We start from the raw sequence: 25736 nt of genomic DNA on the forward strand, positions 1-25736 counted from the left end.
AGGTTTAGGATTATTTGTAGCTGCCTGTAAATTTATTAATATGATGAGGCATTTTCCAGCTGCCATCTTTATCTTTGATAGGCTTTGCAAGAGCGATTTTGTAATGTGTGCGCCTCTTTGCCGCTCGTGTCTTGCTTACTCGTCTTTTGGGAACTGCCATATTTACTCCTTTTTAAAATTTAGTCTTTGGTGTGATAATCGCTCTTTATGGATTCAATCTCACTTTCCAAAATATAATGCAAATCCACAAAGCCATCAAAAAACTCAATAACCTCAAAGCTATCAAGCTTTTTGCTTTGGCTTTGCATACTCCACAATCCATCTGCAATATACAAAACCAAAGGATAATCTAGCCTCTGCGTGTAGTCCTCGCCGCTCACATCGCAGGTAAGCTCTAGCTCGCCAGAGATATTACCATCCAAACGCAGCATTTGAGAATCTACGCGAAAAAGTCTCGCTTGCAAATGCACATTCCCAATGCTTAAAGCCACATCTTTAGGCGTTGGCGTGCATTTTTTCATAGCAATTTTCAACTAGCAAATCTCCCTTGTGCTAAAGAAAAATGCAATTTCATTTTTGGCATTTTCAAGGCTATCGCTTCCATGCACAGCATTAGCATCAATGCTTTGGGCAAAATCAGCGCGTATCGTGCCAGCAGCAGCCTCTTTGGGATTTGTTGCACCCATAAGCTCGCGATTTTTTAACACCGCATTATCCCCCTCAAGCACCATAACAACCACCGGTCCGCTTATCATAAAATCAACCAAATCTTTGAAAAATGGTCTCTCCTTATGGATAGCATAGAAAGCCTCTGCATCTGCGCGGGAAAGCTGGATTTTTTTCGCCGCAGCAATGTGCAAATGATTGCTTTCAAATCGCTCAATGATTTTACCAATGACACCCTTTTTTACCGCGTCGGGCTTAATGATTGAAAGTGTTTGTTCCATGTTTGTCCTTTCTGTTGTTGTGGATACAGCTTTAAAAAAGTCTAGATTCTATCTAAAGAAAACTTGCTTTAACATAAATAAGCACTTATTCGATAATTTTCACACGCCAAAAGATAGGGAATCTAGGAATACCATTATGCGTTAAGCCATAATATTTAAAAGTGACAATCGAGCCTATGGGCGGTGGATTTGCGCGCTGTGCGTCATTAAAGCCACTACCAATTTTAAAACTTTTACCATTAAACTCACACACTAGCGCACCTAACTGCCCTGTGTATTTGCCTTTGCCTTGTGTGTGGGCTTTGACCTCACATTCCGCATCTTGAGCAACTTTAAGCTTTAGCGCCCTCTTACTGCGCCCAGATTCATAATCTGCCTCCGCCTCACGCAGCACAAGCCCTTCGCCACCAGATTCAATCACATTTTGCAAATGAGCATAAAGAGATTGTATATCTTTCATAGGTTCTTGCGGCAGTATCACAATAGAAGTGCGCGGCTTAGAATCTAAATAAGTCTCTAATGTCTTAAGGCGTTCTAAAAGCCCATTACCCTCTGCAAAAGGCACATCAAAGACAAAATATTGCAATGCTTTAAAATCATTTTTCTGTGTATTTTTTAGGATAGAGATGATGTGAGAAAAGTGCAAATGCGGGCTATAAATCTCCCCATCAAGCGCAAAAGGCGGAAAATGCGCTATCCAATCTTTGGGTAGGGGCATTACTTTGCCACTGCGGAAATACATCTGTTCTCCGTCCCATATCCCGCGCACACCATCGAGCTTTTGGCTCACAAGCCATTGTTTAGATTCTATAATTTCGGGGTTAAATTCGCTTAAAAGCAAGGGCTTGAAAAAAGCCCCATACAAGCCCTGTGTGAGGAAAAATAGGGCTAGGCTTACTCTAATGGCGCTTATAATCATCACTCAAGCGCACAATGTCATCTTCGCCCAAATACTCGCCCATTTGCACTTCAATAAGCACAAGCGGAAGCACGCCGGGATTTTCAAGCCTATGCAGCTCGCCCATAGGGATATAAGTGGATTGATTAGCCTTAAGGAAGCTTTTTTGCTCTCCTATGCTCACATAGGCTGACCCGCTCACCACTATCCAATGTTCATTGCGGTGATAGTGCTTTTGCAGGCTTAGTCGGGCTTTGGGCTTAACAATAATTTGTTTAATTTTATAGCTTTGAGATTCTAGTAAAACCGTGTAACTTCCCCATGGGCGATGGGCAGTTTTATGCACTTTTGTAATCTCGCTATGTGTGTGTTTGAGTGTGGCTACAATGTCTTTAATCTGCTGCGAATGCCCTTTTTTAGCCACCAAAAGACAATCACTCTCATCAATAATCATTAAATCTTCTAGCCCAATGCCCGCTACTAGCTTATCAGCGATAATAAAATTATTACTACAATCTTTGCCAATAAATGTATTTTTACTCGCATTATTTTGCTCATCGCTAGGATACTCAAGGCTTAGGGATTCAAAGCTCCCCACATCGCTCCATACAAAATCCCCCTCCACGCAAGCCACCTTTTGACTTTTCTCCATAAGGGCATAATCAATGCTAATTTCAGGCAGATTTTTACTCATTATAGAATCTAGGCGAATAAAATGCTCGCTTAATTGCGCCTTACTTGCCTCAAGAGTAAGCTTGCAAGATTCATACACTTCAGGGCTGTGTGCTTTTAACTCTTTCAAAAATACTTGTGCGCGCATACAAAACATACCGCTATTCCACAAATATCCGCCCTCATTAAGATACATTTGCGCATCATCTAAAGAGGGCTTTTCGATAAATTTTTCAACCAAATGATTTTTAGATTTAATGTAGCCATAGCCCGTATGTGCGCTTGTAGGCTTAATGCCAAAGGTAACTAAAAAGCCTTTTTGCGCTAGATTCAATGCCTCCTCTATGGCGTGGCGATACGCAGGCGAATCTTTGATGAGATGGTCGCTTGGCAGCGCTAGGATAATATCATCATCGCTGCGCCCTAATTCATACTCACTTGCCACCTTAAGCGCGGCAAAAGTAAGGGCTGGCGCGGTATTTTTGCCAATAGATTCTAAAATAAAATCTTGCAAAGTGATGTGGCATTGATGAGCCTGCTCTTGTGCGATAAAATAGTGATTTTCGTTAGTAATAATTTGAAAATGCGCATTATGCGTATCGCATAAAAATTGATTGCGCAAAAGTGTTTCTTGAAAGAGCGAATGGGAGGGCGTTTGCGCATTTAGTGGGGGTAAAATAGCGGCAAACTGCTTGGGTAAAAGCTCACGCGATAGCGGAAAAAGCCTCGTTCCAGAGCCGCCACAAAGTATGGAAATAGTCATATTTACTCCTTAGACTGCAAGATGCAGGGCTTGTGGGATTTGACGCAAATCCTTTGTATCAATCACAATATTTGCCTCTTTTTTTAGCACATCTTTGGCGCAAAAGGCTATACGCACATCAGCATGGGCAAACATACTCACATCATTTGCCCCATCGCCTACCACAACGCAATCCGCGCGCGTAATGCCTAGTAGATTCTGTAAAGTTTGCAGCATTTGCCCTTTTGAGTATGCAAACATCATCTCCCCGCCCACTTCGCCTGTGAGAGTGCCATTTTTATGGTGCAAAGTATTGGCAAAATTAGCATCTAATCCTAGTATGTGCTGAAAATAATCTGTGGCGATGTGAAAGCCTCCGCTAAAGCATACCACCTTGTAAGAGTGCGCTTTTAGGGCTTGTATGCAGGCTTTTGCGCCATTCATAAGGGGGAGATTGTGAGCGATTTGCTCTGCTTTTGACACCTGCAAGCCTTTAAGCAACGCCACCCTATGCTTTAAACTTTCATAAAAATCAAGCTCACCATTCATCGCTTTGTGCGTAATCTCTGCGACCTGCTCGCTCACATTATGGGCTTGAGCCAGTATGTCAATGGTCTCGCCGTCCATAAGCGTTGAGTCAAAATCAAAAACCGCTAATTTCATAAACTATCCTAAAAAAAATGCTAAGATTATAGCATTTGGTGATAAATTAGCAAGCGGAGGCATTATGTTTGGCTTTGAGTTTTTGCCGCATAGCTTAGAGGCAGACACAGCGTGCATAAAGCAAATGATAGCGCGCGCGGCTTTGCATTTAGGCGTAAAGACAGATTTTATCCTAATCCCTGCAAATCCTAGAAATCAGCCCAGTGTAGATTCTATCCTAGCGAGCTATGCTTTAAGGCAAATAGAATCTAGCGTGGAGTTTGTGCCAACTATTAGCGGGGCATTAAGCAGTAGCGCGGCAAATAGCGGTGGGGTAAAAAGCCATAGCCCAACATATAGCAATCAAGCAAGCAAAGGCATGGTGAATAAAGCGCAGATTCTCTCACAAATGTTGGCTGTGAAATATGCGGGGTTTTCCTCCCTTGCGCTTATTGGAGGCGATGGCGGCGATGGGGTGCAAATGCTGCAATTAGCGCGAGAGGTGCTAGGAGATAGAATCTGCCTAATAAGCGGCACGCCCGCTCACAAAAGCGCCATACCTAGACTAAAGGCAAAGCTCACAGCAGGGGCAAATGTGCTTATCACGCAGCCTATTTTTTGCATTGATGAGGCGCGTTTGTTTGCGCGTGAGTTTGAGCCTTTGGGGCGACAATATCAAGCAAAACTTTATTTTAATGTATTTGGCGTATTTAGCGTGCATACCGCCCTTAGTATAAATAGCGCGCATTTGGGCTTTAAAATCCCTAAGGCGTATGTAGATTCTATGTGCGAATCTTGTAATGGCGGCTTTGAGGGCAGGGCAAGCTTTGAGAGACTATGGGCAGATATGCGCACTTTGGCTTTTGAATGCGGCGCGCATTTGTATCTTAGCACGCCAAAACATAATGACTTGCGTGCTTTTGGGCAGTGGGAAAAGTAATTATAGAATCTACACGCCGCAAAATACCAATAAGTGCAAATCTAGCCTTTTAGATTTGCACTTACACCCCTTATTGGGCGAATTCCACCACTCTGCCATTTAGGGCTTGCGGCTCCCTTGCGTCATCATGCAAGATTGCATGCAGCGCCTCAATTTGCTCTTTTGATGCCTGCACAGAATCTTTTAGCACCACAAACTGCACACCCTCCGTGCAAGGAGGCGTAGTCAGCGAGCCCATAAATGCGTAGTATGAGTGGCTTTTAGGCAGCAGCGCACCCACATTTAGATTTGTCAAATCATTTGTGCTATCAACCTGTGCAGGCGCGGTATTTACGACATCTTGCAGGATTTGATTTGCCCTGCCCTCATCGAAAAACACCGCAACTACGAGAAATTTATTATCACTGCTTGCATGCACGAGGTGCATTTCTAGCGGATATTCCTTGCCATCGATGTGATTTTCGCTAGGCGTGTGAAAGTGCAGCTGCACGAGATTGTATTTTTTCTTTTTAAAAGTAATCGTGCCTTGCTTATCAAAATTTACCTGCAGGCTATGCCCATTATTTACGATATTTTGAGAATCACTTTTATACGCGAAACTCAAAGCATTTTTAGCCTTTTTTGTGTCTTTTACGATGATATTTATGGGCGATTGCGCCTTGCCATTCGCACAAGTCTCAAAGCCTAGCTTACCCCACTGCTTAGGTCCATTCTCCTCGCCATAGCCCCAATGCACGCCCTCATGATGCCCGCCATTATCAGGCGTATCCACACCCGCAAACGCCGCGCTACTGGCAATGAAGCCCGCACACACAAACTTCAAAAACTTATTTGTCATAAACATGACTTTCTCCTTAATATTAAATTTGCAAACGCAATGCTATTCAAATAAGGTATCTCAATTTATAACGACGCTAGATTCTGTAATTTATAGAATCTAGCCTAAAGTGTTAGATTAGAATTTTTTATAAATATAGAATCTGTATTGATAAAAAATTTTATGTCGATAAAAGTGTGGCCCTCTAAGATTGAGGGCTAGAGGCTGGGAGTTGGGGTAAGGCAGGAAAATAGGCGGATTAAAAAGTGCGTTTAAGGAGATTCTCTACTCGCAAGATGGTGATTAGCCTATCCTCTCTTTTACCAATGCCTTGCAAGAGGTTTTGATTTTCGTTAAAAGATTCTGGAATGGGGTCAATGTCGCTTTCTGGAATGCGCACCGCGCCTGTGAGTTTATCAATCATAAAGCCAATCATCTCATCTTTTTGACTAATAACCAAAAATCGTGTATCGCCATCTTGCTTAATAGCGGGTAAGCCAAACTTTAAGCGCATATTTATAAGTGGTAGCACGGTGCCGCGTAGGTTAAACACGCCTAGCACATAATCAGGCACAGCTGGTACGCGCGTATATTCAATAGGCTTAATGATTTCTTTCACATTGAGGATAGGCACGGCAAATTCTTCATTACCCACCATAAAGCCTATAATGTGGAGTGTCTCCTCTACGGCTACTGCTTCAGTTGCTTTATTTTGCTGCCCTTCTAGGACTTCTTTTAATTTATTATCGCTCATGTTATTCTCCATCTGTTGTGAGATTAATATTACGCCTTACCACATTTGCCAAATATTCGGGTGTATAGGGCTTTGTGATATATTCCGTCATACCTGATTCTACGCCTCTCATTCTATCTGTTTTGCTATTTCGGCTCGTAACGGCGATGAGCGGGAGGTTTTTGAATTTATTATACTTCCTCACTTCCGAAGCAAAGGTGTATCCGTCCATTTTTGGCATTTCAATATCCACAAGCACCGCATCAAGCTGCTTATCACCATTTTTAACAATATCAAGTCCCTCCAAGCCATTTGACGCCTCAAGCACAGTAACACCAAGTGTTTTAAGGCATTTTTTCATAATCGCTCTATCGGTGTTGCTATCATCTATGGCAAGCACGACATAATCGCTCGGCGAATGTTTTGTCTTTGATACAGCATTTTCTTCGGCAAGTTTAGTGATATTTACTTTGACTTCTTTTGCCATTTCCATCATCGCGGCCACATCGACAATCATAGTGATTTTACCATCACCGCGCACAGTCGCGCCAGCAATGCCTTCAGTGCCTTTGAGATAGTAGCCAAGTGATTTAATAACCACTTCTTCTTGCCCTACAAGGTAATCCACAATCACACCCATTTTTTGCTCTGCTAAGCCAATAACAACGACATAGACTTCATTAGTATTTTCTAATACAGAATCTACCTTGAAAATATCGGCTAAACGCACGATTGAAAGCACTTCATCGCGCAGCCTTAGCACGCTCTTGCCATCAACAGTGTAAATTTCATCTTGACTTACGCGCACTGTTTCAATAACTGATGAAAGTGGGATAGCATAATATTCCTCTTGCACAGCCACAAGCAAGGCTTGAATAATAGCAAGTGTGAGGGGGATTTTAAGCTTTTGAGTAGTGCCTACGCCCTTTTCAGATTCTATATCAATGATACCATTGAGCTTTTCGATATTTGTTTTCACCACGTCCATACCAACGCCGCGCCCTGAAACATTTGTGATAGCAGCCGCTGTTGAGAATCCAGGCTTAAAGATAATAGAAAAAGCCTCTTTTTCACTCATTGAATCAGCCTCTCGCTCGCTAATAACGCCTTTTTCAATGGCTTTTTGCTTAAGCATTTCGGCATCTAAGCCCTTGCCATCATCAGAAATTTCAATAACGATATGATTGCCCTCGTTATAGGCTTTAAGCGTAACTGTGCCTGTTTCTGGCTTACCTGCGGCTACGCGCTCTTCTGGTTTTTCAATACCATGGTCGCAAGAGTTGCGGATAATATGCACAAGCGGGTCTCCAATCTCTTCTACAATGGATTTATCAAGCTCTGTTTCTTCTCCAGTGATGACAAGGTCAATATTTTTGCCAAGCTCGCGTGAGAGGTCGCGCACCATACGCGGGAATTTATTAAACACTTTGCCCACAGGCTGCATACGCGTTTTCATCACTGCAAGCTGCACATCTGTGGTAACTGATGAGATAGACGCCACGACTTGATTAAGGTCCTCTAGGAATTTTTCCCCATCATATCGCTCCTCTACATCGCCATAAATTTTAAGCAAGCGGTTTTTGCCAAGCACAAGCTCACCGATGAGATTCATCAAATGGTCTAGTCGCTTCACATCAACGCGCACAGTTTGTTCTACGCTGGCTGCAGGTGCTTTCTCATCGCCTCCCTTTTTAGCAGCAGGCTTAGTGGCGCTCTGTGCGGCAGATTTAGGAGCAGTATCTGGAGCTTTTGGAGCTTGCACTGCGGGGGCATTCCCTTCTGCTTTTTGAGCGGCACGCGCTTGTTTGTCAGCTTCTTGACGCTTTTTGAGCAATCTTTCAATTTCGGCTTCAACTTCTTCAGAACTCATATGCGAGTAGTCAAGCTCTGGTTCATCTGCGAGAGGATTATTGCTATTAGCCGCAGGAGTGGCAGCTTGCGGAGCTGGAGTTTCTTGGGCTGGCTGGGCTTTGGCTTCTTGTGCTGGAGCTTGAGAATCTGACGCACCACCGCTAGAAATGCTCTGCAAGCGCGTAACAGTATCATCAATCTCAATACCGCTATTTGCATCAGTGCCGCTATCGCGTATAGCATTAAGGAGGGCTTTCATCAAATCCACAGAGTGCAGCACCACGTCCATTACATCAGGCGTAATCTTTAACTCACCGCGTCTGGCTTTATTTAGCACATCTTCCATATTATGCGTAAGGCGCGTGAGAATGTCAAAATTCAAAAACGAGCTTGAACCCTTAATGGTGTGGGCTACTCTAAAGATTCTGTTCAGTAAGTCAAGGTCTTCAGGATTATTTTCAAGCTCTACCAAATCTTGGTCTAGTTGCTCTATCATTTCAAAGGCTTCTACGAGGAAGTCTTCCATTATCTCTTGCATATCGTCCATTGTAAATCCTCTCGTGCTAAATTTTGAAAAAGTATTCTACTATTTATTTTGATAAAATTCTACTAATTTCATCATAAAATAATTTTGCGTCAAATTTGACTAAATATGCCTCTGCTCCTATCTCTTTGCCCTTTTCTGCGCTAAGCTTATCGCTAATGGAGGAGTTGAAAATAAGCGGGATTTTATTAAATCTAGCATCATTTTTAACTTGTGCAGCAAAGTGAAATCCGTCCATTTTTGGCATTTCGACATCGGAGATAATGAGCTTTAAATGCTTATCTATATCGCTGCCCCATCGCTCATAGAGCTTTTCTAAGCGCTCTAATCCCGCCTCTCCATCAATGGCATCAACTACTTCAAAGCCAATACTGCTTAGTGTGCTGCGTAGGAGCTTGCGCGCGATTGAGCTATCATCTAAGATAAGCACCGTGCCTTCAAATTTTTTCAAGGGCTTGAAGTGTTCGACATCATTATTTCCACCATTTGTGGGCATATGGAAATCGAGGTCATCAATAATCCCCTCTAAATCCAAAATGAGCAGCGTGCGCCCATCTTCAATGCGTGTAGTGCCTGTAATTTTGCCGCGTTGGTCGTCATTGCTTAGGCTAAACATCGCAGATTCTATATCTGCCCAGCTTATACGCCTTAGACGCCTTGTAGCATGCACGACAAAGCCAAGTTGTTTGTTATTAAACTCTGTCACAATCACCTTTTTTTCGCGCACAACATCTTCTTTAGGCTTAATATTCATCCACTTTGTCAAATCAATAAGTGGCAGTATATCGCCGCGCAAATCAAACATACCTAGCATATAATCAGGGCTGCCCGGTGATTCAAAAATCTCATTAGGATAAGCGACGATGCCATTGACTTTAGCGACATTAATCCCATACACGCCCTCATAAGTTTCGCCATTTTTATCCTCATAGATTCTAAAATCCACAAGCTCCATTTCATTGCTTGCAATGCGCATTATATCGACTTTGTCTGTCTTCAATATGGCTCCTTCAATATGTGCTTACTTTGTGAGCGCAGATTCTATACCAAAAATACTTCTACTAAGATAAAACGAGGGAAGTGAAATATACAAAGTGTCATTGTGATTGTAGGTTTTGCCGATGTGGAAATGCCCCTCAATAATCATATCTACCATATTTGGCACATCATAGGCATTATGTGTATATTTTTGCACAAAGGCTTTATAAGCGCTAATGCGCCTTTGCGCAAAGGGAGCAATGGCTACTTTGCCCTCTTTAATAACATTATGATTTACCTTTTTCACCACATATTTATAAAGATTACCAAAAGTTACACTATCAAGCATATGCAGAACAAAGCGCGTAAAGCTCGCATTCATTAGGCGAATATATAGCTCATATTTGGTATTTAAAAATATATCCCCATGTGCGAGCAGCACGCGTTTTTGAGTATTATTATGCATATATATAAATGGGAGTGGCTGCTGGGTGCGCGGGATAATTTTTACATGTTTTAAATAATGCGCATATGCACCGCTTAACGCGCAAAGCCCAAAGTCGTGATTGCCCTCAAACCACCATACTTGTGTGCGTTGGCTTATAGATTCTATAAGGGCTAAAAGTGTGTGATTATATTTAATGCTTGTATTAACCCCACCTAGCAACAAATGAGCAATATCACCCATAAGAAACACTTGTGAGGGCGTATTTTTGGGATTATCTAATAGATTCTGTAAAAGGCTAAGCAGAGCTTTAGCAGCCTTATTGCTTTGCGTGTTCTGTATAGAATCTGGCGCGCAATCCAACATAGAATCTGCTATAGAATTTGATGCAGAATCTGACATGGAATTTACTACAGAATCTAGCGCGAGCGTATCTTGCGGAGGTATAAAATGCGCATCAGCGATAAATATCGCATCAGTATTTATAGAATCTGCTCCTTCCCACAGCGCGCGCATAGTCTCAAAATAGCCCATAAGGAATGTGCGGGATACCAAGCCCCTCATCTAAGCCACACATAATATTAGCATTCATAAGAGCCTGCGAGCTAGCCCCGCGCAGGAGATTATCAATAGATGAGCTAATAAAAAGAGCATTATCCTGCGTGGCGACAAAAATATCACAAAAGTGGCTTCCTGCAGTGTGTGCAATGCTCACTGGCTGGGCGCAGATTCTCACAAATGGTTCATTTTTATAAGCCTCATATAGAATCTGCTGCGCCTCTTGCTGTGAAAGCGGCTTGTGCAGTGTGGCAAAAACGCTCACAAGCATACCGCGCGTAATGGGCAAAAGATGAGGGACAAAGTGGATTTTCAATGCTGCTTTACCTATGGTGTGGCATTTCTCTATAATTTCAATTTGATGTCGGTGAGCAAGTGGCGAATAACTGAATAGATTTTCATTAATATGCGAAAAATGCGTATTTTGGCTAAAACTCCTCCCCGCGCCGCTCACACCGCTTTTAGCATCGATAAATACATGCTCTCTAGCATTGATGTATGGCACAAAGGGGAGTAAGCCTAGCAGCGTAGCGGTGGGATAGCAGCCCGGATTTGCTACAAGGGCGGCATTTTTAATGAGTGCGCGATTGTATTCAGGCAGCCCATAAATGGCGTGGGCTAGATTTTCTTTATCAATATGCGGGCAATAGTTGGCTTCATAATGCTTAGCGCTTAAGCGATAATCCGCCGATAAATCAATGATTTTAATGCTTTTGCCCACTTGAGCTGCATATGCTAGAATCTCGCGTGTCATTTCCATAGCACTTTTATGCGGAAGTGCTAAAAATATCACTTCGCATTGCTCTGCGGCTATTTTCGCAGAAGCTACCTGCACATTTAAATCAGCAAAGCGCGTCTTATAAAGCATTTGATGTATATCTTTAATTACTGCCTGCCCTTGCGTGTTTGCCACATAGCAGAGTTCAAAAATGGGGTGAGAGAGCAGCAGTTTGAGGAGTTCTAAGCCTGTATAGCCGCTCACACCGATAATTCCAACTTTAATAGATTGTGTCATATCATACTCCTTGATATGAGTGAATAAAATCATACAAAATCGCACAAAATGTTTGAAAATGCGCCAAATCAAGACGTTCATACTCGCTATGTGGCGCGTGTATGGTAGGTCCTATGGAGATGATATTAAGCTCTGTATTACAAAGCCCGCTTTGCTTGCGCTGGAGCAGAATCTGCTTTTTTAAAATCCCACATTCAAGTCCTGCGTGGATTTGTGTGAGATGAGGGGAGATATTGTGCTTTTCATACAACTGGCATAAATGCCTAAGGGCTGGGTGATTATCATCTATACTTTTTTCCCAAGGGCTATAGTAGCCACTTACTTGTATGTCGCAGTGGGGATAAAGTGAAGTCATAATCTCTAAGCGCTTAATGGTGCGCTTTAAGAGCATATCAGTATTTGCGCGCGCCATTATAATGAGCTTTAGCACATTATCTTTTTGACTAAGAATAGAGAGATTGAGTGAGGAGAGTATGCCTTGATGAGATGCCGCATACACGCCGCTATGTATGGTGCACAAAAGTGCTTGAACACTATCTTTAGCATAGGCATAATGCAAGGCAGATTCTGTAATGGGTGTGATGTGAAAATATGCCTTTTTGGGCGTGGTGTAAATAAATGGCTTATTATCCGTGCTTAAAGGCGTGGGGCAGAGGATTATAGAATCTAGCCCCACTGGGATAGAATTACGCTTCTCCCCTGCATTTAAGCTCACTATATATGCCTCTATGGTGGATAGAAAAAAGCCAAATTCGCTGATTACATTTTCTTTGTCTTTATGGATTTCAATGCCGCTATGCCCGCCTTGAAAGCCTTCAGCGCGAATATGATACATATAGGGGTGCGTTTTTTGGTTTATAGGCTCTAGGGGCAAAGTAAGGCTTATTTCAATATCCGCTCCACCCGCGCAGCCAAGCACGATTTCTGTAATATCTTCGCTATCAAGGTTAAGCAAAAGGCTAGATTCTATATTTAGGGCTAAATGATTAGCCCCAATCATGCCCACCTCCTCATCGTTAGTAAAAAGCAGCTCTATATCAGTCATATCTTGTGCGAGCATGCACGCCATTCCAATGCCATTATCTGCGCCAAGACTTGAGTTTTTAGCGTATAAAAAATTATCTTTTTGTATGATTTGCACGCCCTTATGCTGCATAGAATCTCCTACGCACACCATATCGTAATGGCTTTGCAAGCACACTTTGGGCTTACCCTTTTTGGCATAGATATTTTTTGCCTCATCGCTTAGCACTTCATAGCCTTTTTGCGCAAGCTGGGTGCAGAGATAACTAAACATATCCTGTGTGTGAAAGCTGCAATGAGGGATAGCGCAAAGTGCTTCAAACTCTGCTAATGTGCGCGCGGCAAAATCATTCATATGTATCCTTCAAAATGCGCTCAAATATCATATTTTGGGCTTGTTTGGAAAATATCGCCCAAATCGGCATTGTAATGCAAAATCTTGCACGAATTTTCAATGAGTGCGATAATCTTTGCTAGCGTATAAATATCGCGCGCATATACATACACGCCATAGCCTTTAATAAGCATAAAAGAATGCTCATGTGTTCTAAAATATCTAGGAATATCTGTATCTGCGCGCTCTGCCCAACTCTCATAATCCTTAGGGTCAAAAATATCAATTTGAGGGGCTAAAAACTTATAGCCAAAGTAATCTTTAGGCTCTAGTGTGGGGTATTTGAGCGAGTAGGATACAAGATAGGGGGGCATAGCATAGGCTATAAATTTTGCTTCTGAAAACTCCTCGTAAATAGCCGCGTGAATGGGCGCATGCAGGCTGGCTTCATTCCATCTATAATCCTGCTTTTGATAGAGCATAATCATAGAATCTACATTAAGCCTATCAAAAATGGCATGCTGCTTATTGATGATAAAGCGATTTTTCGCCACGCGTGCGGAAATCGCGCCATGAAATATGCCAAAAAAATTCTTTCTAAACATAGAGAGTGATATATTTGCCATACTCTCAATAAGCTCGGTGTTGATTTGATTAATATGTATATTCATAGCGCGGATTGTAGCACTTTGTTAATAATAAGCGGACAAAAGCAGAGGTATAAACCAATTTTTGTAGATTTATTAAATGATTTCATTTATATAAATTTATAGTAATAGACTAAAGTTTGCTTATTTTTAGCAATATTTTTATTTATTTGCTAATTTATTTGCCATTTTGTGATATAATCTCCTCGTTTCGTTTAAGAAATCCATAAGAAATCTAAAAGAAACTTTGCATTTAAATATAGAAATACAATTCTCAAATGAGATAACATCAAGTTGTGATACAAGAGGTGGCTATGAGTAGGAAAGATTTACTTCTTTCGCGCGTGATTGTAGAGTATTTGAGGCATAAAGAGCCTATCGGTTCAGAATCTCTAAAAACTCTTATGAATACTAAAATTTCATCAGCCACCATTCGCAATTATTTTAAGGCTTTGGCAGATGAGGGGTTATTATTCCAGCCACACATTAGCGGTGGGCGTATCCCTACACTTAGGGCTTTAAAATCATATTGGTATAAACAGCTTGATGTAAAGTCTGTGATAGAAGTAGATTCTATGGAGCGTATCAAAGAGGCTTGCTTTTTGTGCGATGTGTTTTGTGCGCTTTGCATTGAGCAGAGCAATCGTTTGCGCGATGTGCGGCAGCTAGATGACAATACGCTTTTGCTTTCTTTTGAGCATTTGGGCATTACTTTGCCTTTTTCAAGTGCTTTGGAGCGGTTTTTACACGAGTTAAAAGGCTTAGAGATTATTGATGTGCGCAAGATTGCTCATCAAGTGCGCGCACAGAATCTGCTCGATGCGCTCTCTTGCGTGCAGAGTAGAAATCTTACGCGTTTTGGCGTGGGAGCGATACTACAAGCATACAGGCACAATAGCGATGAGCAAAGCTTTTATTCTATCGTTGATGGGAGCGTGTTTGACTGCTTGGAAAGTGGTATGTATTGTGAGGAGGTGCTACCGAAGGGCTATATAGCGATTATGCAAGATATGACATTAGCAACCCACCCTGATAAAAAGGCAAGAATGCTTTGTATCGGGGCGCTAGATAGGGATTTTACTCATTTTTATGAGTATGTACAATCTTAGAAAAAGGAGTGATATATGGACGAGCAAGAACATCAACAAGCCAGTAATCCAGATATATCGCAAGATTGCGAGCAAGAGCAGAGTGAGATAGAATCTGCTAAAGAGGATTATGAAGCTAAATATAATGAGTTAAAAGAGCAGTATTTAAGGGCATTTGCAGATTTTGAGAATACCAAAAAACGCCTTGAGCGTGATAAAAATCAAAGTTTGGAATATGCCTACGAGCGCATTATGAATGATTTGCTCCCTGTGCTTGATACGCTTGAGAAAGCATTGCAAAGCGCGCAGGAAAATCCCCAAGCCCAAGCTATTGCAGAGGGCTTGCAACTCACGCTTGATAGTTTTATTAAGGTATTAAATAAGCACGGAGTGGAGGTTATCGCCACAGATGGCGAGTTTGACCCCAATAAGCATGAATGCCTCATGCACGCGCCTAATGCAGAAAAAAATGATGGAGACATTCATCAGGTGCTGCAAAAAGGCTTTGCATACAAGCAGAGAATTCTACGCCCAGCAATGGTGAGCGTGGTTAAAAATTAATCTTACACAAAGGAGAATACTATGGCTAAAGTAATTGGAATTGACTTAGGAACAACAAATTCGGCAATGGCAGTATATGAGGGCAATGAAGCAAAAATCATCGCTAATAAAGAGGGTAAAAACACCACACCTTCAATCGTGGCATTTACCGATAAGGGCGAAGTGCTAGTTGGCGAGCCAGCCAAAAGGCAAGCAGTAACCAACCCCAAAAAGACGATTTATTCTATAAAGCGCATTATGGGGCTTATGTTTAATGAAGATAAGGCAAAAGAAGCCGAAAAGCGTCTCCCTTATAATATCGTGGATAGAAATGGCGCATGTGCGGTGGAAATAGCCGATAAGATTTACACGCCTCAAGAGATTTCGGCTAAAATCCTTATGAAGCTTAAAGAGGACGCGCAGGCGTATTTGGGCGAAGATGTGACAGAAGCAGTAATCACCGTGCCTGCGTATTTTAACGACTCTCAACGCAAGGCGACAAAGGAGGCAGGCACTATCGCAGGGCTTAATGTATTGCGTATTATTAATGAGCCAACTTCTGCTGCGCTTGCTTATGGGCTTGATAAAAAAGAATCCGAAAAGATTATGGTGTATGACTTGGGCGGAGGCACATTTGATGTAACAGTGCTAGAGACTGGCGATAATGTCGTAGAAGTGCTAGCCACAGGTGGTGATGCCTTTTTGGGTGGCGATGACTTTGATAATCGCATTATCGATTGGGCAGCAGAGGAGTTTAAAAATGATGAGGGCATTGACTTAAAAAAAGATGTAATGGCATTGCAACGCCTTAAAGACGCGGCAGAAAATGCGAAAAAAGAATTAAGTAGCGCACAAGAAACAGAGATTAATCTCCCCTTTATTACAGCCGATAGCAGCGGTCCTAAGCATTTGGTGAAAAAGATTACGCGTGCGAAGTTTGAAAGCCTTATTGATGATTTGATTGAGGATACTATTAAGAAAATAGATTTTGTGATTAAAGATGCTGGACTTAATCGAAGTGATATTAGCGAAGTGGTAATGGTGGGCGGCTCTACGCGTATTCCAAAGGTGCAAGAGCGCGTAAAAGCCTTTATCGGCAAGGATTTAAATAAATCTGTAAATCCCGATGAGGTCGTGGCTGTAGGTGCGGCTATTCAAGGTGGCGTGTTAAAGGGTGATGTAAAAGATGTGCTTTTACTTGATGTGACACCGCTATCTTTGGGCATTGAGACGGCTGGAGGTATCTCTACAAAGGTAGTTGAGCGCGGAGCGACTATTCCTACGAAAAAAGCGCAAGTATTTTCTACCTATGAGGATAATCAACCCGCTGTAAGCATTAATGTATTGCAAGGTGAGCGTGAGCTAGCGCGCGATAATAAGTCGCTTGGGCGATTTGACTTGACAGGTATTCCAGCAGCTCCGCGCGGTGTGCCACAAATTGAAGTAACCTTTGATATTGATGCTAATGGTATCCTTACCGTTTCGGCTAAAGATAAAGCCACAGGCAAGTCACAAGAAATTAAAATTAGCGGCTCAAGCGGGCTTTCAGATTCTGAAATTGAAAAAATGGTGAAAGAAGCAGAGTTACACAAAGAAGAGGACGCTAAGAAAAAGGCAATTATCGAGCTTAGAAATAGTGCAGATTCTTTGGTGTATCAAACTAAAAAGAGCCTTGATGAGTTTAAGGATAAGATAGAATCTAGCGAAGTAGAAAAGATTCAAAATGCCATAAACGCGCTAGAAGAGAGCTTGAAAAATGAAAATGTATCTAAAGAGGAGCTTGAGGCTAAGATTAAAACACTTACAGAAGCAAGCCAGCAGCTCGCCCAAGCAGCCTATGCCAAAGAGCAAAGTGGCGCGCAAAACAATGCAGGTGGCAAAAAAGATGATGATGTCATCGATGCGGAAGTGGAGTAATTGAGGCATAGAATCTAAGACATAAAAGTTAGCAAGCTGCGTGAATATGATAGAATCTAGCCAGATTCTATGGTGCGGGCATGGACATAGTCATAACTTAAAAGGAGAGTAAATGCGTATTCTAGCAGCGTTAAAAGGGCTTTGTAGAAGGCTTAAAAGTCCTTTTAGGATTGAAAAATATATGAAATATCAAGAGGAGCAGCTCGCGCCTCATATTTACGCCGCAAGTGCTTCTGTGCTGTTGCCAGATAATGTGCTAAGTATAAATAATGGGCTAGATAATTATAAATTTGAAGAGGGCTTGCAGATGGGAGAAATGGGGCAAATCCACTTCTATCTGCCCCATTGGCGCACAGATGTGATTCAATCCCATATTTTTAAAACCCTTAACTTTTATGAATTGCCTATCCTTAAAAAGATTGATGCATTTATTAAGACAGGTGCGCATATTTTGGATATTGGCGCAAATATCGGCAATCATAGCATTTATTGGGCAAAACTACGTCGCGCACATAGAATCTACGCCTTTGAGCCTATCAAAACTACCTTTAACATGCTAGAGCGCAATATCGCACTAAATGCCCTAGATTCTATAATCAAAGCCAGCAATGTCGCATTAGGCGAGAAAGTGAGTAAGGGTAGCGTGGCGCAGGCATACTCTTTTAATATTGGTGCAACGAGCATTTGTGAAGATTCTGTGGGGGGGGGGGGGGGTATAGATATTACCTCGCTTGATGTACTTTTAGCGCAAGGGTATTTTACAGAATCTAGCCACATTGATTTTGTAAAAATTGATGTGGAGGGCTTTGAAGAGAGAGTATTTTTGGGCGGGAAGGCGTTTTTTACGCATTTTAGCCCTGTGATTTTTGTAGAAATTTGGAATAAGCAAAAACTCCAAGAGATTATTAAGATTCTAAAATCTTACAACTACCACCTTAAGCCACACAAACGCTTGCATGACAATTATATTTTTATAAAGGGCTAGACTTATACTTTGATGGCGCTATACTATGAAGCTGAGCTAAGTGAGGCTTGAAGTTTATATTTCACTTCTGCTAGCGCAAAATCCTCTATTGTATCAATGTCTTGCACTTCATAGTTTTTTACAATAATTGCACTAGAATGCGCGCCAAATATAGGCAATCCCGCCTCCCACGCATTCACACGCCCCCAATAAAACTGCCCTCCATCGTGGAAAATTTGCTCTAAATCCTGCGAGCGCGCACCATAGCGCTCTGGGAAAAGCATATTAATTTCATTATTTTTAAAATAAAAACTCCTCAAAGGATTGTAATCATACGCCACAGCGCAAAAGCAAAAGTGGTTATTAGGCGAGCTAAGTAGCACTTCAAGCGCATTTGCAAGCGTTTGGGCGCGCAAAAGCGGCGTGGTTGGGTAAATTACACAGAGCAAATCATTTTTCTCCAACTCCAACTGCTTGATAGCGTGCTGCGCCACAGGAATGGTAGGTGTAAAATCATCGCTTAGTGAATCTGGGCGCATAAAAGGCACTTTTGCACCATAATCAATACTAATTTGCGCGATGAGATGAGAATCTGTGCTTACAATCACTTCATCAAATAGGCTAGATTCTAAAGCCGTGCAGATAGGATAAGCGATAATGGGCTTGCCGCAAAAATCCTTGATATTTTTATTTGGTATGCGTTTGCTCCCGCCACGTGCGGGGATAAGGGCTACTTTTTTCATACTTGCACTCTAGAATGGATATAAAGATTCTATGCCATCGCTCACAGGCTTTTTACGATTGGTATCACTAATGGGTCCTAGCGAGGTGTAGGCGATTTTGGCATTAGCAATATGCTTGCTTTGCACCACATTATCCTTGCTAATATCAAAGGAGCGCACCACGCCGCTAAGCTCTAAAATCTGCTTTTCCCCATCGACAAGCACTTCGCGCCGCCCATGAATAAAGTAGGTATTATTATCTAGCACTTTGACTATACGCGCAGTTAGCGTGGCATTTAGGGCTTCATTACGCGTTTGCGCGCCCCCACCTTGAAAGTTTGAAGTATTATTAGCCTTTGTGAGATTGTAGGCTGCTAAGTCATTTAGCTCTTGCGTGATTTGCTGCTGCTCGGGATTATTGCCTGTGTAGGCAATGGAGGGGGGCGTAACATTTCCACCACTTGCGCCATTGTAGTTTTTGTTTGTCGTAAAATTAGCATTAGCATTCTCTGCAATGACAACCGTGATTAAATCATCAGGCTTCATCGCGCGCCTATCGCTAAAAAGCGGCTTGTCCCCACTGCCAAAGAGGCTTCCTGCGCGGGGCAAATCAGGTATATCATTATCCGCAGACTCCCGCTCCTCAACCCAATCAGGTGCGTTAAAATCAATGCTAGGCTCAAAGCCAAAGCTTTGGTGTGGGAAAAGAGCGAGGATAAAAATGGTCAAAATCCCAATGAGAGACAATCCTATGTGTTTGGTAAGCATAACAATCCTTTGTGCTTATGAGATTCTATGTATGAATTCAAGCAAAGGGCATTCCATACTTATAAATACGCGCAATGGGGAAGTAGCAGGGAATTATAGAATCTAGCGCCAGATTCTAGCCCATAATTAGCTTAAAGCTAGCGCACAAATGCGGTATTTATAGAATCTAACCTCAAAAAACAAGTTGATAGATGCTTAAAGCAGCTAAACTTTATACTTTGAGGGCACAAATGTGAGCTTTGCTTACATTTGCAAGACCGCGCGGCTTTTTGTTAAAAAAGCAATAGCGCGGGAATTATAGAATCTCACCTTGCGGCGTGGCAGTAGCAAGGGCATTGTAGAATTTATTTTATACGATAAAAGCAGTAGTGTGTGAGTAATAAAATTTGCAAAGGCAGCATGAAAAAATTTACAAACGGGATAAGGCTAAGCAAATACGCACAAATGCTTATAGCGTGGTTTTTCCCTCGCGCAGATTCTGTAAGTGCTAAAAAATGCGCTCTATCCATCATAGAGCTGCCCACATCATAAAAAAGTGTAGTTTTAAAAAACCAATAAGTAAGCAGTATCAAAAGCACCTGCGAGATAACAGGCAAAGCCCACGATAAGCCAAGGCAGAGTATAAAACCTATAAGGAATAAAAATGCGATTTTGATAAAGCACCACAGACTTTGAGCGAGATTATCAAAGCCGCCTTTTGGTATATCTTTATAATATCTTTTATGCACAAAGCTTACGATTATAGGCGCGTAAAACACGGCTACAAGGAGATTAAGCAGCAAAATTATGGCAAAAAAAGTCGCACCAAATATTGTATAGATGATGACTTTTGCCAAAATCGTAATGAGCGGCGCTAGAAAGCTTAGCACCATGCTATCTTCTGCACTCCACTCTTGCACAAAAGAGAGCGCCCATTCTTTAATCGCCACTCCAAAGGTTACAAATAGCACAAACCACACAAGCATACCAAGCAGGCAAGGCAAAAGCGTGAGTAATAGAATCTGTGGGCTAAAAAAATCCCTCAAACTTCTTGTAAAAATATCGCTCATTGTTTGATACCAAGCAGAGTTTCTATCATTCTATCAATGGTAGTGATGACTTTTGCATTTGCCGCATAGCCGCCTTGAAATTTAATAAGATTTACCATTTCTTCATCAAGGCTTACTTGCGATATAGCCAAATGCTCTTTTTTTACAGCCGATAGCACGGCATCTTTAGTTTCTTTGGTGCGTTGGGCGGCTTCTGTTTGATTAGCCACGCGTCCGGCTAAGAATTGAAAATATTCAGGGATTCTCATCTGTTGCTTTTCGTATTTATTCACATAAAAATCCACATCATCATATTGTAATTGCTGCATCATATTAGCCACATCAAAGTTTCCATTCACAGGCGTGAGCCATGGGCGGATAAGCGTGGCGTCTTTAGCATATTCGCGGCTTAGGGCGATATCATGCGCATCTTGCCCTTCAAAAAATTTATTTAATCCAAATGCGCCTGTAAAATTACTGCCCTTATCTTGAATAGCCACATATAGCCCTTGTGAAGGGTTTTTGGCTAGGATATTAAACTCCTGCGTGCCATTATCATAATAGGCGCGGAAGTAATCATCGACATCATTTAGGGCGTTATTGTCTTTATTATCATCCGTATTGGCATTAATTTGCCTCACTACATCGTGCATAGTGGTGATTCTATCAATATTTATCGTTTTGCGCGCGATTTCATCTCCTTGCGTGCCATACACGACAATATCAAAGCTACCCTCTTTAATATTATAATTGCTATCCACTAGCGCATTTAAGCTCCACACATCAAGCTTGTCGCTGCGGATTTGATTAGCCGCGCTTTGAGAGTAAATGCTATTTGTCGCCTCAATAAAGCCTTTAGCAAAAATATCAAGATGATTAATATAATCTTGGATTTTCCCCACGCGCGTGCCATCTGCTCCAGAATTATATAGGCTAATGAGCGAGCCAGCCTTGCCTTGCACGATTTTATCTGTAATCTCAACAGTTTTAAAATCATCGCCTTGAAAATACACGCGGTTAAGGTTTAGATGATTATCATCTTTTTTAAGCACGATGGGGTGATACATCGCCCCATCAACGATATTAAAGCCAAAGCCGATATTTAGTACATATTCATCATCAAAATCAGCAAGCTTTGGGTGGATTGAGGCATTAGAATCTAGATGATTTTTAAAAACATTAGCGCCTACAAGCGTTTGGAGATTGTATTCTAGCTCATCGCGCCTATCACGCAGCTCATTGGCTTGCTTAAGCTCCCTTTGGTCTTCCATTTCTTTGAGCTTGCCATTAATGTGGGCAATCTCTTTAGCAATGCGATTGACTTCATTAATCGTTACTTCTAATTCCTCGCTTGCTTTTTGCTGCAATCTCACAAGTCTAGCGCGCGTATCTTTAATATTTGTGCTTAATACTTGCGCATTTTTGGCTAGAACTTGCTTTTGTGCGGGGTCTGTGGAGTTTTTAGCCAAATCTTTCCATGCATTAAAATATTCCTCCAAATCATTATAAATTCCCACGCCATCAACTTCAGGAAAAAATGCCGAAGCCTCCCGCAGTGTCGTAAAATGCGTATCATAATACTGTGCTTCTTCAGCGGCTTTGCGGTAGCGATTAAAGACAAATTCATCATGGATTCTCTGTATAGTCTCTATGCTCACGCCTCTACCAAGATTATAATCTTGATAATATAGCGGGCGTTCAGGGCGCACAAGCACGCGTTGGCGGCTGTAAAACTCATCACTTGCGTTTGAGATGTTATTGCCTGTTACATCAACCATAAGTTGATGAGCTTGCAACCCCGTGTAAGAAGTATTAAGAGAAGATAAAATACCGCCCATATCAGTCCTTAGGCTTGGATTTTAAGCAAGTGGCTTTGAGGTCTATGATGCTCATAGCCGTCATTTTCATGCGGTATAACCCTTTGTATGAGTGAGTTGTAAAACTCTGCCACAGCAAAGGCGCTTCTAGCGTAATTTGCATTTAATTCTTTAAGTCGCTCAAGGCTATCTCGCATAGAATCTAAGAGCGCGCTTGCCTCATCATCGAGGAGTTCTTTGAGCGTTTTATGAGGATTTTTCTCACATAGCATAAGCATTTCTTGGTGTAGCAGCGACTTTTTAGCCTCAAATGCCTTCACAAGCTCATCTTTTTGCGCAATGCGGGCAAAAATGGCTTCATGGTTTGCCACTTGTATATCGGCATTGTCAAGTTGGGTTAATTCTATAAGTGCGTTTAAATCAGCGATTGCACCATTAATGTAAGTGTGTAGCATAGCCTATCCTAAATACTCCACTTAGCATAATGATGCTAGAAGTGGATAAGATTTTTATAGGTTAAGCAAATTTGATGCCATTTTTTCGGAAGTTTGCTGCAAATCAATCTTGTATTCACCATTTTTGATTTGCTCTTTGATTTGCTCTGCTTTTGAGAGCTGCACTTCCTCTTTTTCTTTTACTTCATTGCTTTCATTTTGTTTATTAAGCGCGTCTCTGTTGAGGATTGTTGCGGCTTGCACGCCCGTATTTACACCATTTACCATAGGACACTCCTTTTTAAGTGATTTAATGCCAAATCGACTAAATTATAAAAAACTTTAGTCTTTAGAGCATAATTTTTCATTATTTCACATATCCTTGCATTTCTTGCTTAAAGTCTTTAAGCGTTGTGACATTTTTAGGGGTTTCTGAGCTAAAAAGTGGCTTATTTGCATCGGCGCGATAAGTCCAAATCCCAAGCAGCAAGAGCGCATATAAAAGCGCCACAAAGCTAAGTGTAGGGCAAAGCCAGTTTTTTAAATTCGTGTTCATACAACCTCCTAAAAATATAAAAAGCTAGATTCTATAAATCGGGCTTATCATCGCTATTTTTATAGAATCTAACCTCAAAAAAAACAAGTCGATAGATGCTTAAAGCAGCCACGCCCAAAGCATAGCAAAAACAATGCCAAAGGATTGCAAAGGGAGTATTTTAACATCTCTATTAAAATTTTTATATTAGAATCTGCGCTTTTAGCTCAAAATAAGACAATCTAAAGGTATTAATCACAAATGAAAAAACTATTTTTCCTTATGAGTATATGCGGCACTTTATGCTTTGGTGCGACTGCGCATAGCCAGGCTTGGGGGGCGGGCTATACATTCTTTGCTTTTTTTCAAAAATACAATATCCCAACAAGTGTCTATTATAATCTTTCAGCCAAAGATAGGGAGCTTATTTCAGAAGTGTATGCGGGCGTTACTTACTACACGCTTTTAGATGATAATGGAGGCTTGCTGCAAGCGCTCATTCCCATAGGTGATGGTATGCAAATCCACATTTTCAAGCGCAATGGCGAATATGTGCTTGATTTCACGCCTATGATTTATTTTGAGCAAGAGCAAACCATAAGCCTCTCTATCCAGAAGTCCCCCTATCAAGATTTGCTTGAAATGACTAATGATAACGGCTTGGTGAGCGAGTTTCTTAACGCTTATAAAAATAGTGTCAATTTTAGAAATATGTTAAAAAATGATAGATTAGCAGTAATTTATGAGCGCAAGTATCGCCTTGGCAAGCCTTTGAAAAACGCAAGAGTAAAGGCTGCGGTGGTAGAGATTAATAAAAAATTACATTATATCTTTAGCTTCAATGGACGCTATTACAATAAAGAGGGCAAGGAGATTCAGGGCTTTTTGCTCCAAACTCCCGTAGCAGGCGCTAGAATAAGCTCAAGATTTTCACTTGGTAGGCGACACCCCATACTTGGCACGATTCGCCCACACTATGGCGTGGATTATGCCGCTCCTAAAGGCACACCCATCGTGGCTGCTGCCGATGGCGTGGTGATTTATGCAAGCAAAAGGGGCGGATATGGCAATCTTATTGAGATTGTGCATGGAAATAACCTTAAAACCCTCTATGCGCATATGAATTCCTTTGCTGCGGGCATAAGGGTGGGTAAAAAAGTCAAAAGAGGGCAGCTTATTGGGCGAGTTGGCTCAACGGGGCTAAGCACAGGACCGCATTTACACTTTGGGCTTTATCGCAATAATGTGCCAATTAATCCCCTCTCAAGCGTTAAATCTGTAAGCAAAGAGCTACAAGGCAAGGATAAGCAAGCCTTTAATGCGCTTGTTTCGCATTTCACGCCCATTTTGCAAAATGCCCTAGAAAATAAGACTAATACTATTAGCGCAAACGAGAATCTTAATACTCCAAATGAGCCAGAGCAAATGATAGAAAATCCAAATAATCAAACCAATCTAGATTCTCAAATCCCTACTCAAGATAAGCCATGAAACATCTTCTCTCCCCACTTTCTCATATCAGCAATGTAAGTTTTTGTGAGTGCGTAGATTCTAAGTATGTAAAAGCTCTGCGCATGCTCTATAGTGAAAATGGTATAAGTCGCTCGTGGGATTTTATTCACAGCCTAGATTCTGTAGCCATTGTGCTTTATCATAGGCAAAAAGATAGTCTGCTTTTTGTGAAGCAGTTTCGCCCAGCCGTGTTTGTGCGCACGCTAGAAAATTATAATGCAATCCAAGAGCTTACCCAAGATATGCTGCAATCTGGCTATACTTTTGAGCTATGCGCGGGACTTGTGGATAAGGCGGGGAAAAGTTTAGAGCAGATTGCTAAAGAGGAAGTGCAGGAGGAATGTGGCTATTGTGTGCGCGCTTTGGAGAAAATTGGCGCGTTTGTTACCGCAGTAGGGCATAGTGGGGCTAAGCAAACGCTTTTTTATGCAAGCATTAGCGAGGTAGATAGGGTAAGTGAGGGTGGTGGCATTGATGGTGAGGTGATAGAAAATATCTTTGTGCCAGTGAGCGAATTGGAATCTTTTATAGAAAATGCGCATATTACTAAAACACCGGGCTTAGGCTTTGGCGTGCTGTGGTTTTTGCGTCATTATGAGAGATTAAAGAAAATATAAAAGGGAGC

General features: G+C 41.7%; 28 protein-coding genes. 7 read left to right on the top strand and 21 right to left on the bottom strand.

Features of this window, described 5'->3' with window-relative positions; genetic code table 11:
• Positions 1-10: 10 nt before the first annotated feature.
• The 6 genes from rpmF to serB form a co-directional block, all read right to left on the bottom strand.
• Positions 11-160: a 50S ribosomal protein L32 gene (rpmF, locus tag LS71_RS00820; protein WP_034354651.1), complete on the bottom strand. Its 150-nt coding sequence runs from the start codon at positions 158-160 to the stop codon at positions 11-13.
• A gap of 19 nt (positions 161-179) precedes the next feature.
• The gene (locus LS71_RS00825; RefSeq protein ID WP_034354652.1) at positions 180-533 is read right to left on the bottom strand and encodes a YceD family protein; all 354 of its coding nucleotides are present in this window, start codon (positions 531-533) and stop codon (positions 180-182) included.
• Positions 534-947 carry a nucleoside-diphosphate kinase gene (ndk, locus tag LS71_RS00830; RefSeq protein WP_034354654.1) on the bottom strand — a complete coding sequence of 138 codons (414 nt, stop codon included), beginning with the start codon at positions 945-947 and terminating at the stop codon, positions 534-536.
• A gap of 85 nt (positions 948-1032) precedes the next feature.
• Positions 1033-1866, bottom strand: a complete 834-nt coding sequence (locus LS71_RS00835; protein WP_052058011.1) for a DNA ligase — start codon at positions 1864-1866, stop codon at positions 1033-1035.
• On the bottom strand, positions 1847-3280 hold the full coding sequence (locus LS71_RS00840; RefSeq protein WP_034354655.1) for a mannose-1-phosphate guanylyltransferase/mannose-6-phosphate isomerase: 1434 nt from the start codon (positions 3278-3280) through the stop codon (positions 1847-1849). The genes LS71_RS00835 and LS71_RS00840 overlap by 20 nt, the downstream gene beginning before the upstream one ends.
• A 9-nt stretch (positions 3281-3289) precedes the next feature.
• Positions 3290-3922, bottom strand: coding sequence for a phosphoserine phosphatase SerB (gene serB / locus LS71_RS00845; protein ID WP_034354657.1), 633 nt, complete (start codon positions 3920-3922; stop codon positions 3290-3292).
• 64 nt (positions 3923-3986) lie between these two features.
• Between serB and LS71_RS00850 the strand changes: the two genes are divergently transcribed.
• Entirely contained in the window at positions 3987-4841 is an 855-nt protein-coding gene (locus LS71_RS00850) for a methylenetetrahydrofolate reductase (RefSeq protein WP_034354659.1), read from the top strand.
• Between the two features lie 70 nt (positions 4842-4911).
• Here LS71_RS00850 and LS71_RS00855 read toward each other — a convergent pair whose 3' ends face one another.
• The 8 genes from LS71_RS00855 to LS71_RS00890 all read right to left on the bottom strand — a co-directional run bounded on the left by LS71_RS00855 (position 4912) and on the right by LS71_RS00890 (position 13810).
• On the bottom strand, positions 4912-5685 hold the full coding sequence (locus tag LS71_RS00855) for a carbonic anhydrase (RefSeq protein ID WP_238700258.1): 774 nt from the start codon (positions 5683-5685) through the stop codon (positions 4912-4914).
• 232 nt (positions 5686-5917) lie between these two features.
• Positions 5918-6412, bottom strand: a complete 495-nt coding sequence (locus LS71_RS00860) for a chemotaxis protein CheW (protein ID WP_034354662.1) — start codon at positions 6410-6412, stop codon at positions 5918-5920.
• A gap of 1 nt (position 6413) precedes the next feature.
• The gene (locus LS71_RS00865; RefSeq protein WP_034354664.1) at positions 6414-8789 is read right to left on the bottom strand and encodes a hybrid sensor histidine kinase/response regulator; all 2376 of its coding nucleotides are present in this window, start codon (positions 8787-8789) and stop codon (positions 6414-6416) included.
• A gap of 43 nt (positions 8790-8832) precedes the next feature.
• Complete coding sequence (locus LS71_RS00870; protein WP_034354726.1) at positions 8833-9762, bottom strand: chemotaxis protein CheV; 930 nt, start codon at positions 9760-9762, stop codon at positions 8833-8835.
• A 45-nt stretch (positions 9763-9807) separates the two neighbouring features.
• Positions 9808-10773 carry a metallophosphoesterase gene (locus LS71_RS00875; RefSeq protein WP_052058013.1) on the bottom strand — a complete coding sequence of 322 codons (966 nt, stop codon included), beginning with the start codon at positions 10771-10773 and terminating at the stop codon, positions 9808-9810.
• Positions 10730-11782 (bottom strand): N-acetyl-gamma-glutamyl-phosphate reductase, encoded by a 1053-nt coding sequence (gene argC / locus LS71_RS00880; protein ID WP_034354666.1) that lies wholly within the window; start codon positions 11780-11782, stop codon positions 10730-10732. Before argC ends, LS71_RS00875 begins: the two co-directional genes overlap by 44 nt.
• Before the next feature lies 1 nt (position 11783).
• Complete coding sequence (locus LS71_RS00885; protein ID WP_034354669.1) at positions 11784-13160, bottom strand: M20/M25/M40 family metallo-hydrolase; 1377 nt, start codon at positions 13158-13160, stop codon at positions 11784-11786.
• Between the two features lie 20 nt (positions 13161-13180).
• Positions 13181-13810 (bottom strand): class II aldolase and adducin N-terminal domain-containing protein, encoded by a 630-nt coding sequence (locus LS71_RS00890; protein ID WP_034354671.1) that lies wholly within the window; start codon positions 13808-13810, stop codon positions 13181-13183.
• Between the two features lie 290 nt (positions 13811-14100).
• On the opposite strand from LS71_RS00890, the gene LS71_RS00895 reads away from it, so the two are divergent.
• The 4 genes from LS71_RS00895 to LS71_RS00910 all read left to right on the top strand — a co-directional run bounded on the left by LS71_RS00895 (position 14101) and on the right by LS71_RS00910 (position 18316).
• Positions 14101-14895 (top strand): HrcA family transcriptional regulator, encoded by a 795-nt coding sequence (locus LS71_RS00895; RefSeq protein ID WP_034354674.1) that lies wholly within the window; start codon positions 14101-14103, stop codon positions 14893-14895.
• A gap of 15 nt (positions 14896-14910) precedes the next feature.
• Positions 14911-15435 carry a nucleotide exchange factor GrpE gene (grpE, locus tag LS71_RS00900; RefSeq protein ID WP_034354677.1) on the top strand — a complete coding sequence of 175 codons (525 nt, stop codon included), beginning with the start codon at positions 14911-14913 and terminating at the stop codon, positions 15433-15435.
• Positions 15436-15456: 21 nt separating this feature from the next.
• A complete protein-coding gene (dnaK, locus tag LS71_RS00905; protein WP_034354679.1) occupies positions 15457-17331 on the top strand; it encodes a molecular chaperone DnaK in 1875 nt (624 codons plus the stop codon).
• 112 nt (positions 17332-17443) lie between these two features.
• Positions 17444-18316, top strand: a complete 873-nt coding sequence (locus LS71_RS00910) for an FkbM family methyltransferase (protein ID WP_034354683.1) — start codon at positions 17444-17446, stop codon at positions 18314-18316.
• Positions 18317-18339: 23 nt separating this feature from the next.
• Here LS71_RS00910 and pseF read toward each other — a convergent pair whose 3' ends face one another.
• The 7 genes from pseF to LS71_RS00945 all read right to left on the bottom strand — a co-directional run bounded on the left by pseF (position 18340) and on the right by LS71_RS00945 (position 23620).
• Positions 18340-19038 carry a pseudaminic acid cytidylyltransferase gene (gene pseF / locus LS71_RS00915; RefSeq protein ID WP_034354686.1) on the bottom strand — a complete coding sequence of 233 codons (699 nt, stop codon included), beginning with the start codon at positions 19036-19038 and terminating at the stop codon, positions 18340-18342.
• Positions 19039-19047: 9 nt separating this feature from the next.
• Entirely contained in the window at positions 19048-19785 is a 738-nt protein-coding gene (flgH, locus tag LS71_RS00920) for a flagellar basal body L-ring protein FlgH (RefSeq protein WP_034354689.1), read from the bottom strand.
• Positions 19786-20129: 344 nt separating this feature from the next.
• Entirely contained in the window at positions 20130-20834 is a 705-nt protein-coding gene (locus tag LS71_RS00925; RefSeq protein ID WP_052058015.1) for an EI24 domain-containing protein, read from the bottom strand.
• Positions 20831-22651 carry a flagellar hook-associated protein FlgK gene (flgK, locus tag LS71_RS00930; RefSeq protein WP_034354692.1) on the bottom strand — a complete coding sequence of 607 codons (1821 nt, stop codon included), beginning with the start codon at positions 22649-22651 and terminating at the stop codon, positions 20831-20833. Before flgK ends, LS71_RS00925 begins: the two co-directional genes overlap by 4 nt.
• 8 nt (positions 22652-22659) lie before the next feature.
• A complete protein-coding gene (locus tag LS71_RS00935) occupies positions 22660-23085 on the bottom strand; it encodes a hypothetical protein (RefSeq protein WP_034354694.1) in 426 nt (141 codons plus the stop codon).
• Between the two features lie 54 nt (positions 23086-23139).
• Positions 23140-23352, bottom strand: a complete 213-nt coding sequence (locus LS71_RS00940; RefSeq protein ID WP_034354697.1) for a flagellar biosynthesis anti-sigma factor FlgM — start codon at positions 23350-23352, stop codon at positions 23140-23142.
• 79 nt (positions 23353-23431) lie between these two features.
• Positions 23432-23620, bottom strand: a complete 189-nt coding sequence (locus LS71_RS00945; RefSeq protein WP_034354700.1) for a hypothetical protein — start codon at positions 23618-23620, stop codon at positions 23432-23434.
• A 240-nt stretch (positions 23621-23860) separates the two neighbouring features.
• Between LS71_RS00945 and LS71_RS00950 the strand changes: the two genes are divergently transcribed.
• Both LS71_RS00950 and LS71_RS00955 read left to right on the top strand, forming a co-directional pair.
• Positions 23861-25090 carry a peptidoglycan DD-metalloendopeptidase family protein gene (locus LS71_RS00950; RefSeq protein WP_034354703.1) on the top strand — a complete coding sequence of 410 codons (1230 nt, stop codon included), beginning with the start codon at positions 23861-23863 and terminating at the stop codon, positions 25088-25090.
• Positions 25087-25728: an NUDIX hydrolase gene (locus tag LS71_RS00955; protein WP_034354706.1), complete on the top strand. Its 642-nt coding sequence runs from the start codon at positions 25087-25089 to the stop codon at positions 25726-25728. Before LS71_RS00950 ends, LS71_RS00955 begins: the two co-directional genes overlap by 4 nt.
• Positions 25729-25736: the final 8 nt, after the last annotated feature.

It is taken from the genome of Helicobacter jaachi (assembly GCF_000763135.2).
GTDB lineage: Bacteria > Campylobacterota > Campylobacteria > Campylobacterales > Helicobacteraceae > Helicobacter_C > Helicobacter_C jaachi.

What these genes read in the sequence shown, in the direction of transcription:
- rpmF (WP_034354651.1), bottom strand. Translation starts at nt 160, where the DNA reads ATGGCAGTTCCCAAAAGACGAGTAAGCAAGACACGAGCGGCAAAGAGG.
- ndk (WP_034354654.1), bottom strand. Translation starts at nt 947, where the DNA reads ATGGAACAAACACTTTCAATCATTAAGCCCGACGCGGTAAAAAAGGGT.
- LS71_RS00835 (WP_052058011.1), bottom strand. Translation starts at nt 1,866, where the DNA reads ATGATTATAAGCGCCATTAGAGTAAGCCTAGCCCTATTTTTCCTCACA.
- LS71_RS00840 (WP_034354655.1), bottom strand. Translation starts at nt 3,280, where the DNA reads ATGACTATTTCCATACTTTGTGGCGGCTCTGGAACGAGGCTTTTTCCG.
- serB (WP_034354657.1), bottom strand. Translation starts at nt 3,922, where the DNA reads ATGAAATTAGCGGTTTTTGATTTTGACTCAACGCTTATGGACGGCGAG.
- LS71_RS00850 (WP_034354659.1), top strand. Translation starts at nt 3,987, where the DNA reads ATGTTTGGCTTTGAGTTTTTGCCGCATAGCTTAGAGGCAGACACAGCG.
- LS71_RS00855 (WP_238700258.1), bottom strand. Translation starts at nt 5,685, where the DNA reads ATGTTTATGACAAATAAGTTTTTGAAGTTTGTGTGTGCGGGCTTCATT.
- LS71_RS00860 (WP_034354662.1), bottom strand. Translation starts at nt 6,412, where the DNA reads ATGAGCGATAATAAATTAAAAGAAGTCCTAGAAGGGCAGCAAAATAAA.
- LS71_RS00865 (WP_034354664.1), bottom strand. Translation starts at nt 8,789, where the DNA reads ATGGACGATATGCAAGAGATAATGGAAGACTTCCTCGTAGAAGCCTTT.
- LS71_RS00870 (WP_034354726.1), bottom strand. Translation starts at nt 9,762, where the DNA reads ATGCGCATTGCAAGCAATGAAATGGAGCTTGTGGATTTTAGAATCTAT.
- LS71_RS00875 (WP_052058013.1), bottom strand. Translation starts at nt 10,773, where the DNA reads ATGAGGGGCTTGGTATCCCGCACATTCCTTATGGGCTATTTTGAGACT.
- argC (WP_034354666.1), bottom strand. Translation starts at nt 11,782, where the DNA reads ATGACACAATCTATTAAAGTTGGAATTATCGGTGTGAGCGGCTATACA.
- LS71_RS00885 (WP_034354669.1), bottom strand. Translation starts at nt 13,160, where the DNA reads ATGAATGATTTTGCCGCGCGCACATTAGCAGAGTTTGAAGCACTTTGC.
- LS71_RS00890 (WP_034354671.1), bottom strand. Translation starts at nt 13,810, where the DNA reads ATGAATATACATATTAATCAAATCAACACCGAGCTTATTGAGAGTATG.
- LS71_RS00895 (WP_034354674.1), top strand. Translation starts at nt 14,101, where the DNA reads ATGAGTAGGAAAGATTTACTTCTTTCGCGCGTGATTGTAGAGTATTTG.
- grpE (WP_034354677.1), top strand. Translation starts at nt 14,911, where the DNA reads ATGGACGAGCAAGAACATCAACAAGCCAGTAATCCAGATATATCGCAA.
- dnaK (WP_034354679.1), top strand. Translation starts at nt 15,457, where the DNA reads ATGGCTAAAGTAATTGGAATTGACTTAGGAACAACAAATTCGGCAATG.
- LS71_RS00910 (WP_034354683.1), top strand. Translation starts at nt 17,444, where the DNA reads ATGCGTATTCTAGCAGCGTTAAAAGGGCTTTGTAGAAGGCTTAAAAGT.
- pseF (WP_034354686.1), bottom strand. Translation starts at nt 19,038, where the DNA reads ATGAAAAAAGTAGCCCTTATCCCCGCACGTGGCGGGAGCAAACGCATA.
- flgH (WP_034354689.1), bottom strand. Translation starts at nt 19,785, where the DNA reads ATGCTTACCAAACACATAGGATTGTCTCTCATTGGGATTTTGACCATT.
- LS71_RS00925 (WP_052058015.1), bottom strand. Translation starts at nt 20,834, where the DNA reads ATGAGCGATATTTTTACAAGAAGTTTGAGGGATTTTTTTAGCCCACAG.
- flgK (WP_034354692.1), bottom strand. Translation starts at nt 22,651, where the DNA reads ATGGGCGGTATTTTATCTTCTCTTAATACTTCTTACACGGGGTTGCAA.
- LS71_RS00935 (WP_034354694.1), bottom strand. Translation starts at nt 23,085, where the DNA reads ATGCTACACACTTACATTAATGGTGCAATCGCTGATTTAAACGCACTT.
- LS71_RS00940 (WP_034354697.1), bottom strand. Translation starts at nt 23,352, where the DNA reads ATGGTAAATGGTGTAAATACGGGCGTGCAAGCCGCAACAATCCTCAAC.
- LS71_RS00945 (WP_034354700.1), bottom strand. Translation starts at nt 23,620, where the DNA reads ATGAACACGAATTTAAAAAACTGGCTTTGCCCTACACTTAGCTTTGTG.
- LS71_RS00950 (WP_034354703.1), top strand. Translation starts at nt 23,861, where the DNA reads ATGAAAAAACTATTTTTCCTTATGAGTATATGCGGCACTTTATGCTTT.
- LS71_RS00955 (WP_034354706.1), top strand. Translation starts at nt 25,087, where the DNA reads ATGAAACATCTTCTCTCCCCACTTTCTCATATCAGCAATGTAAGTTTT.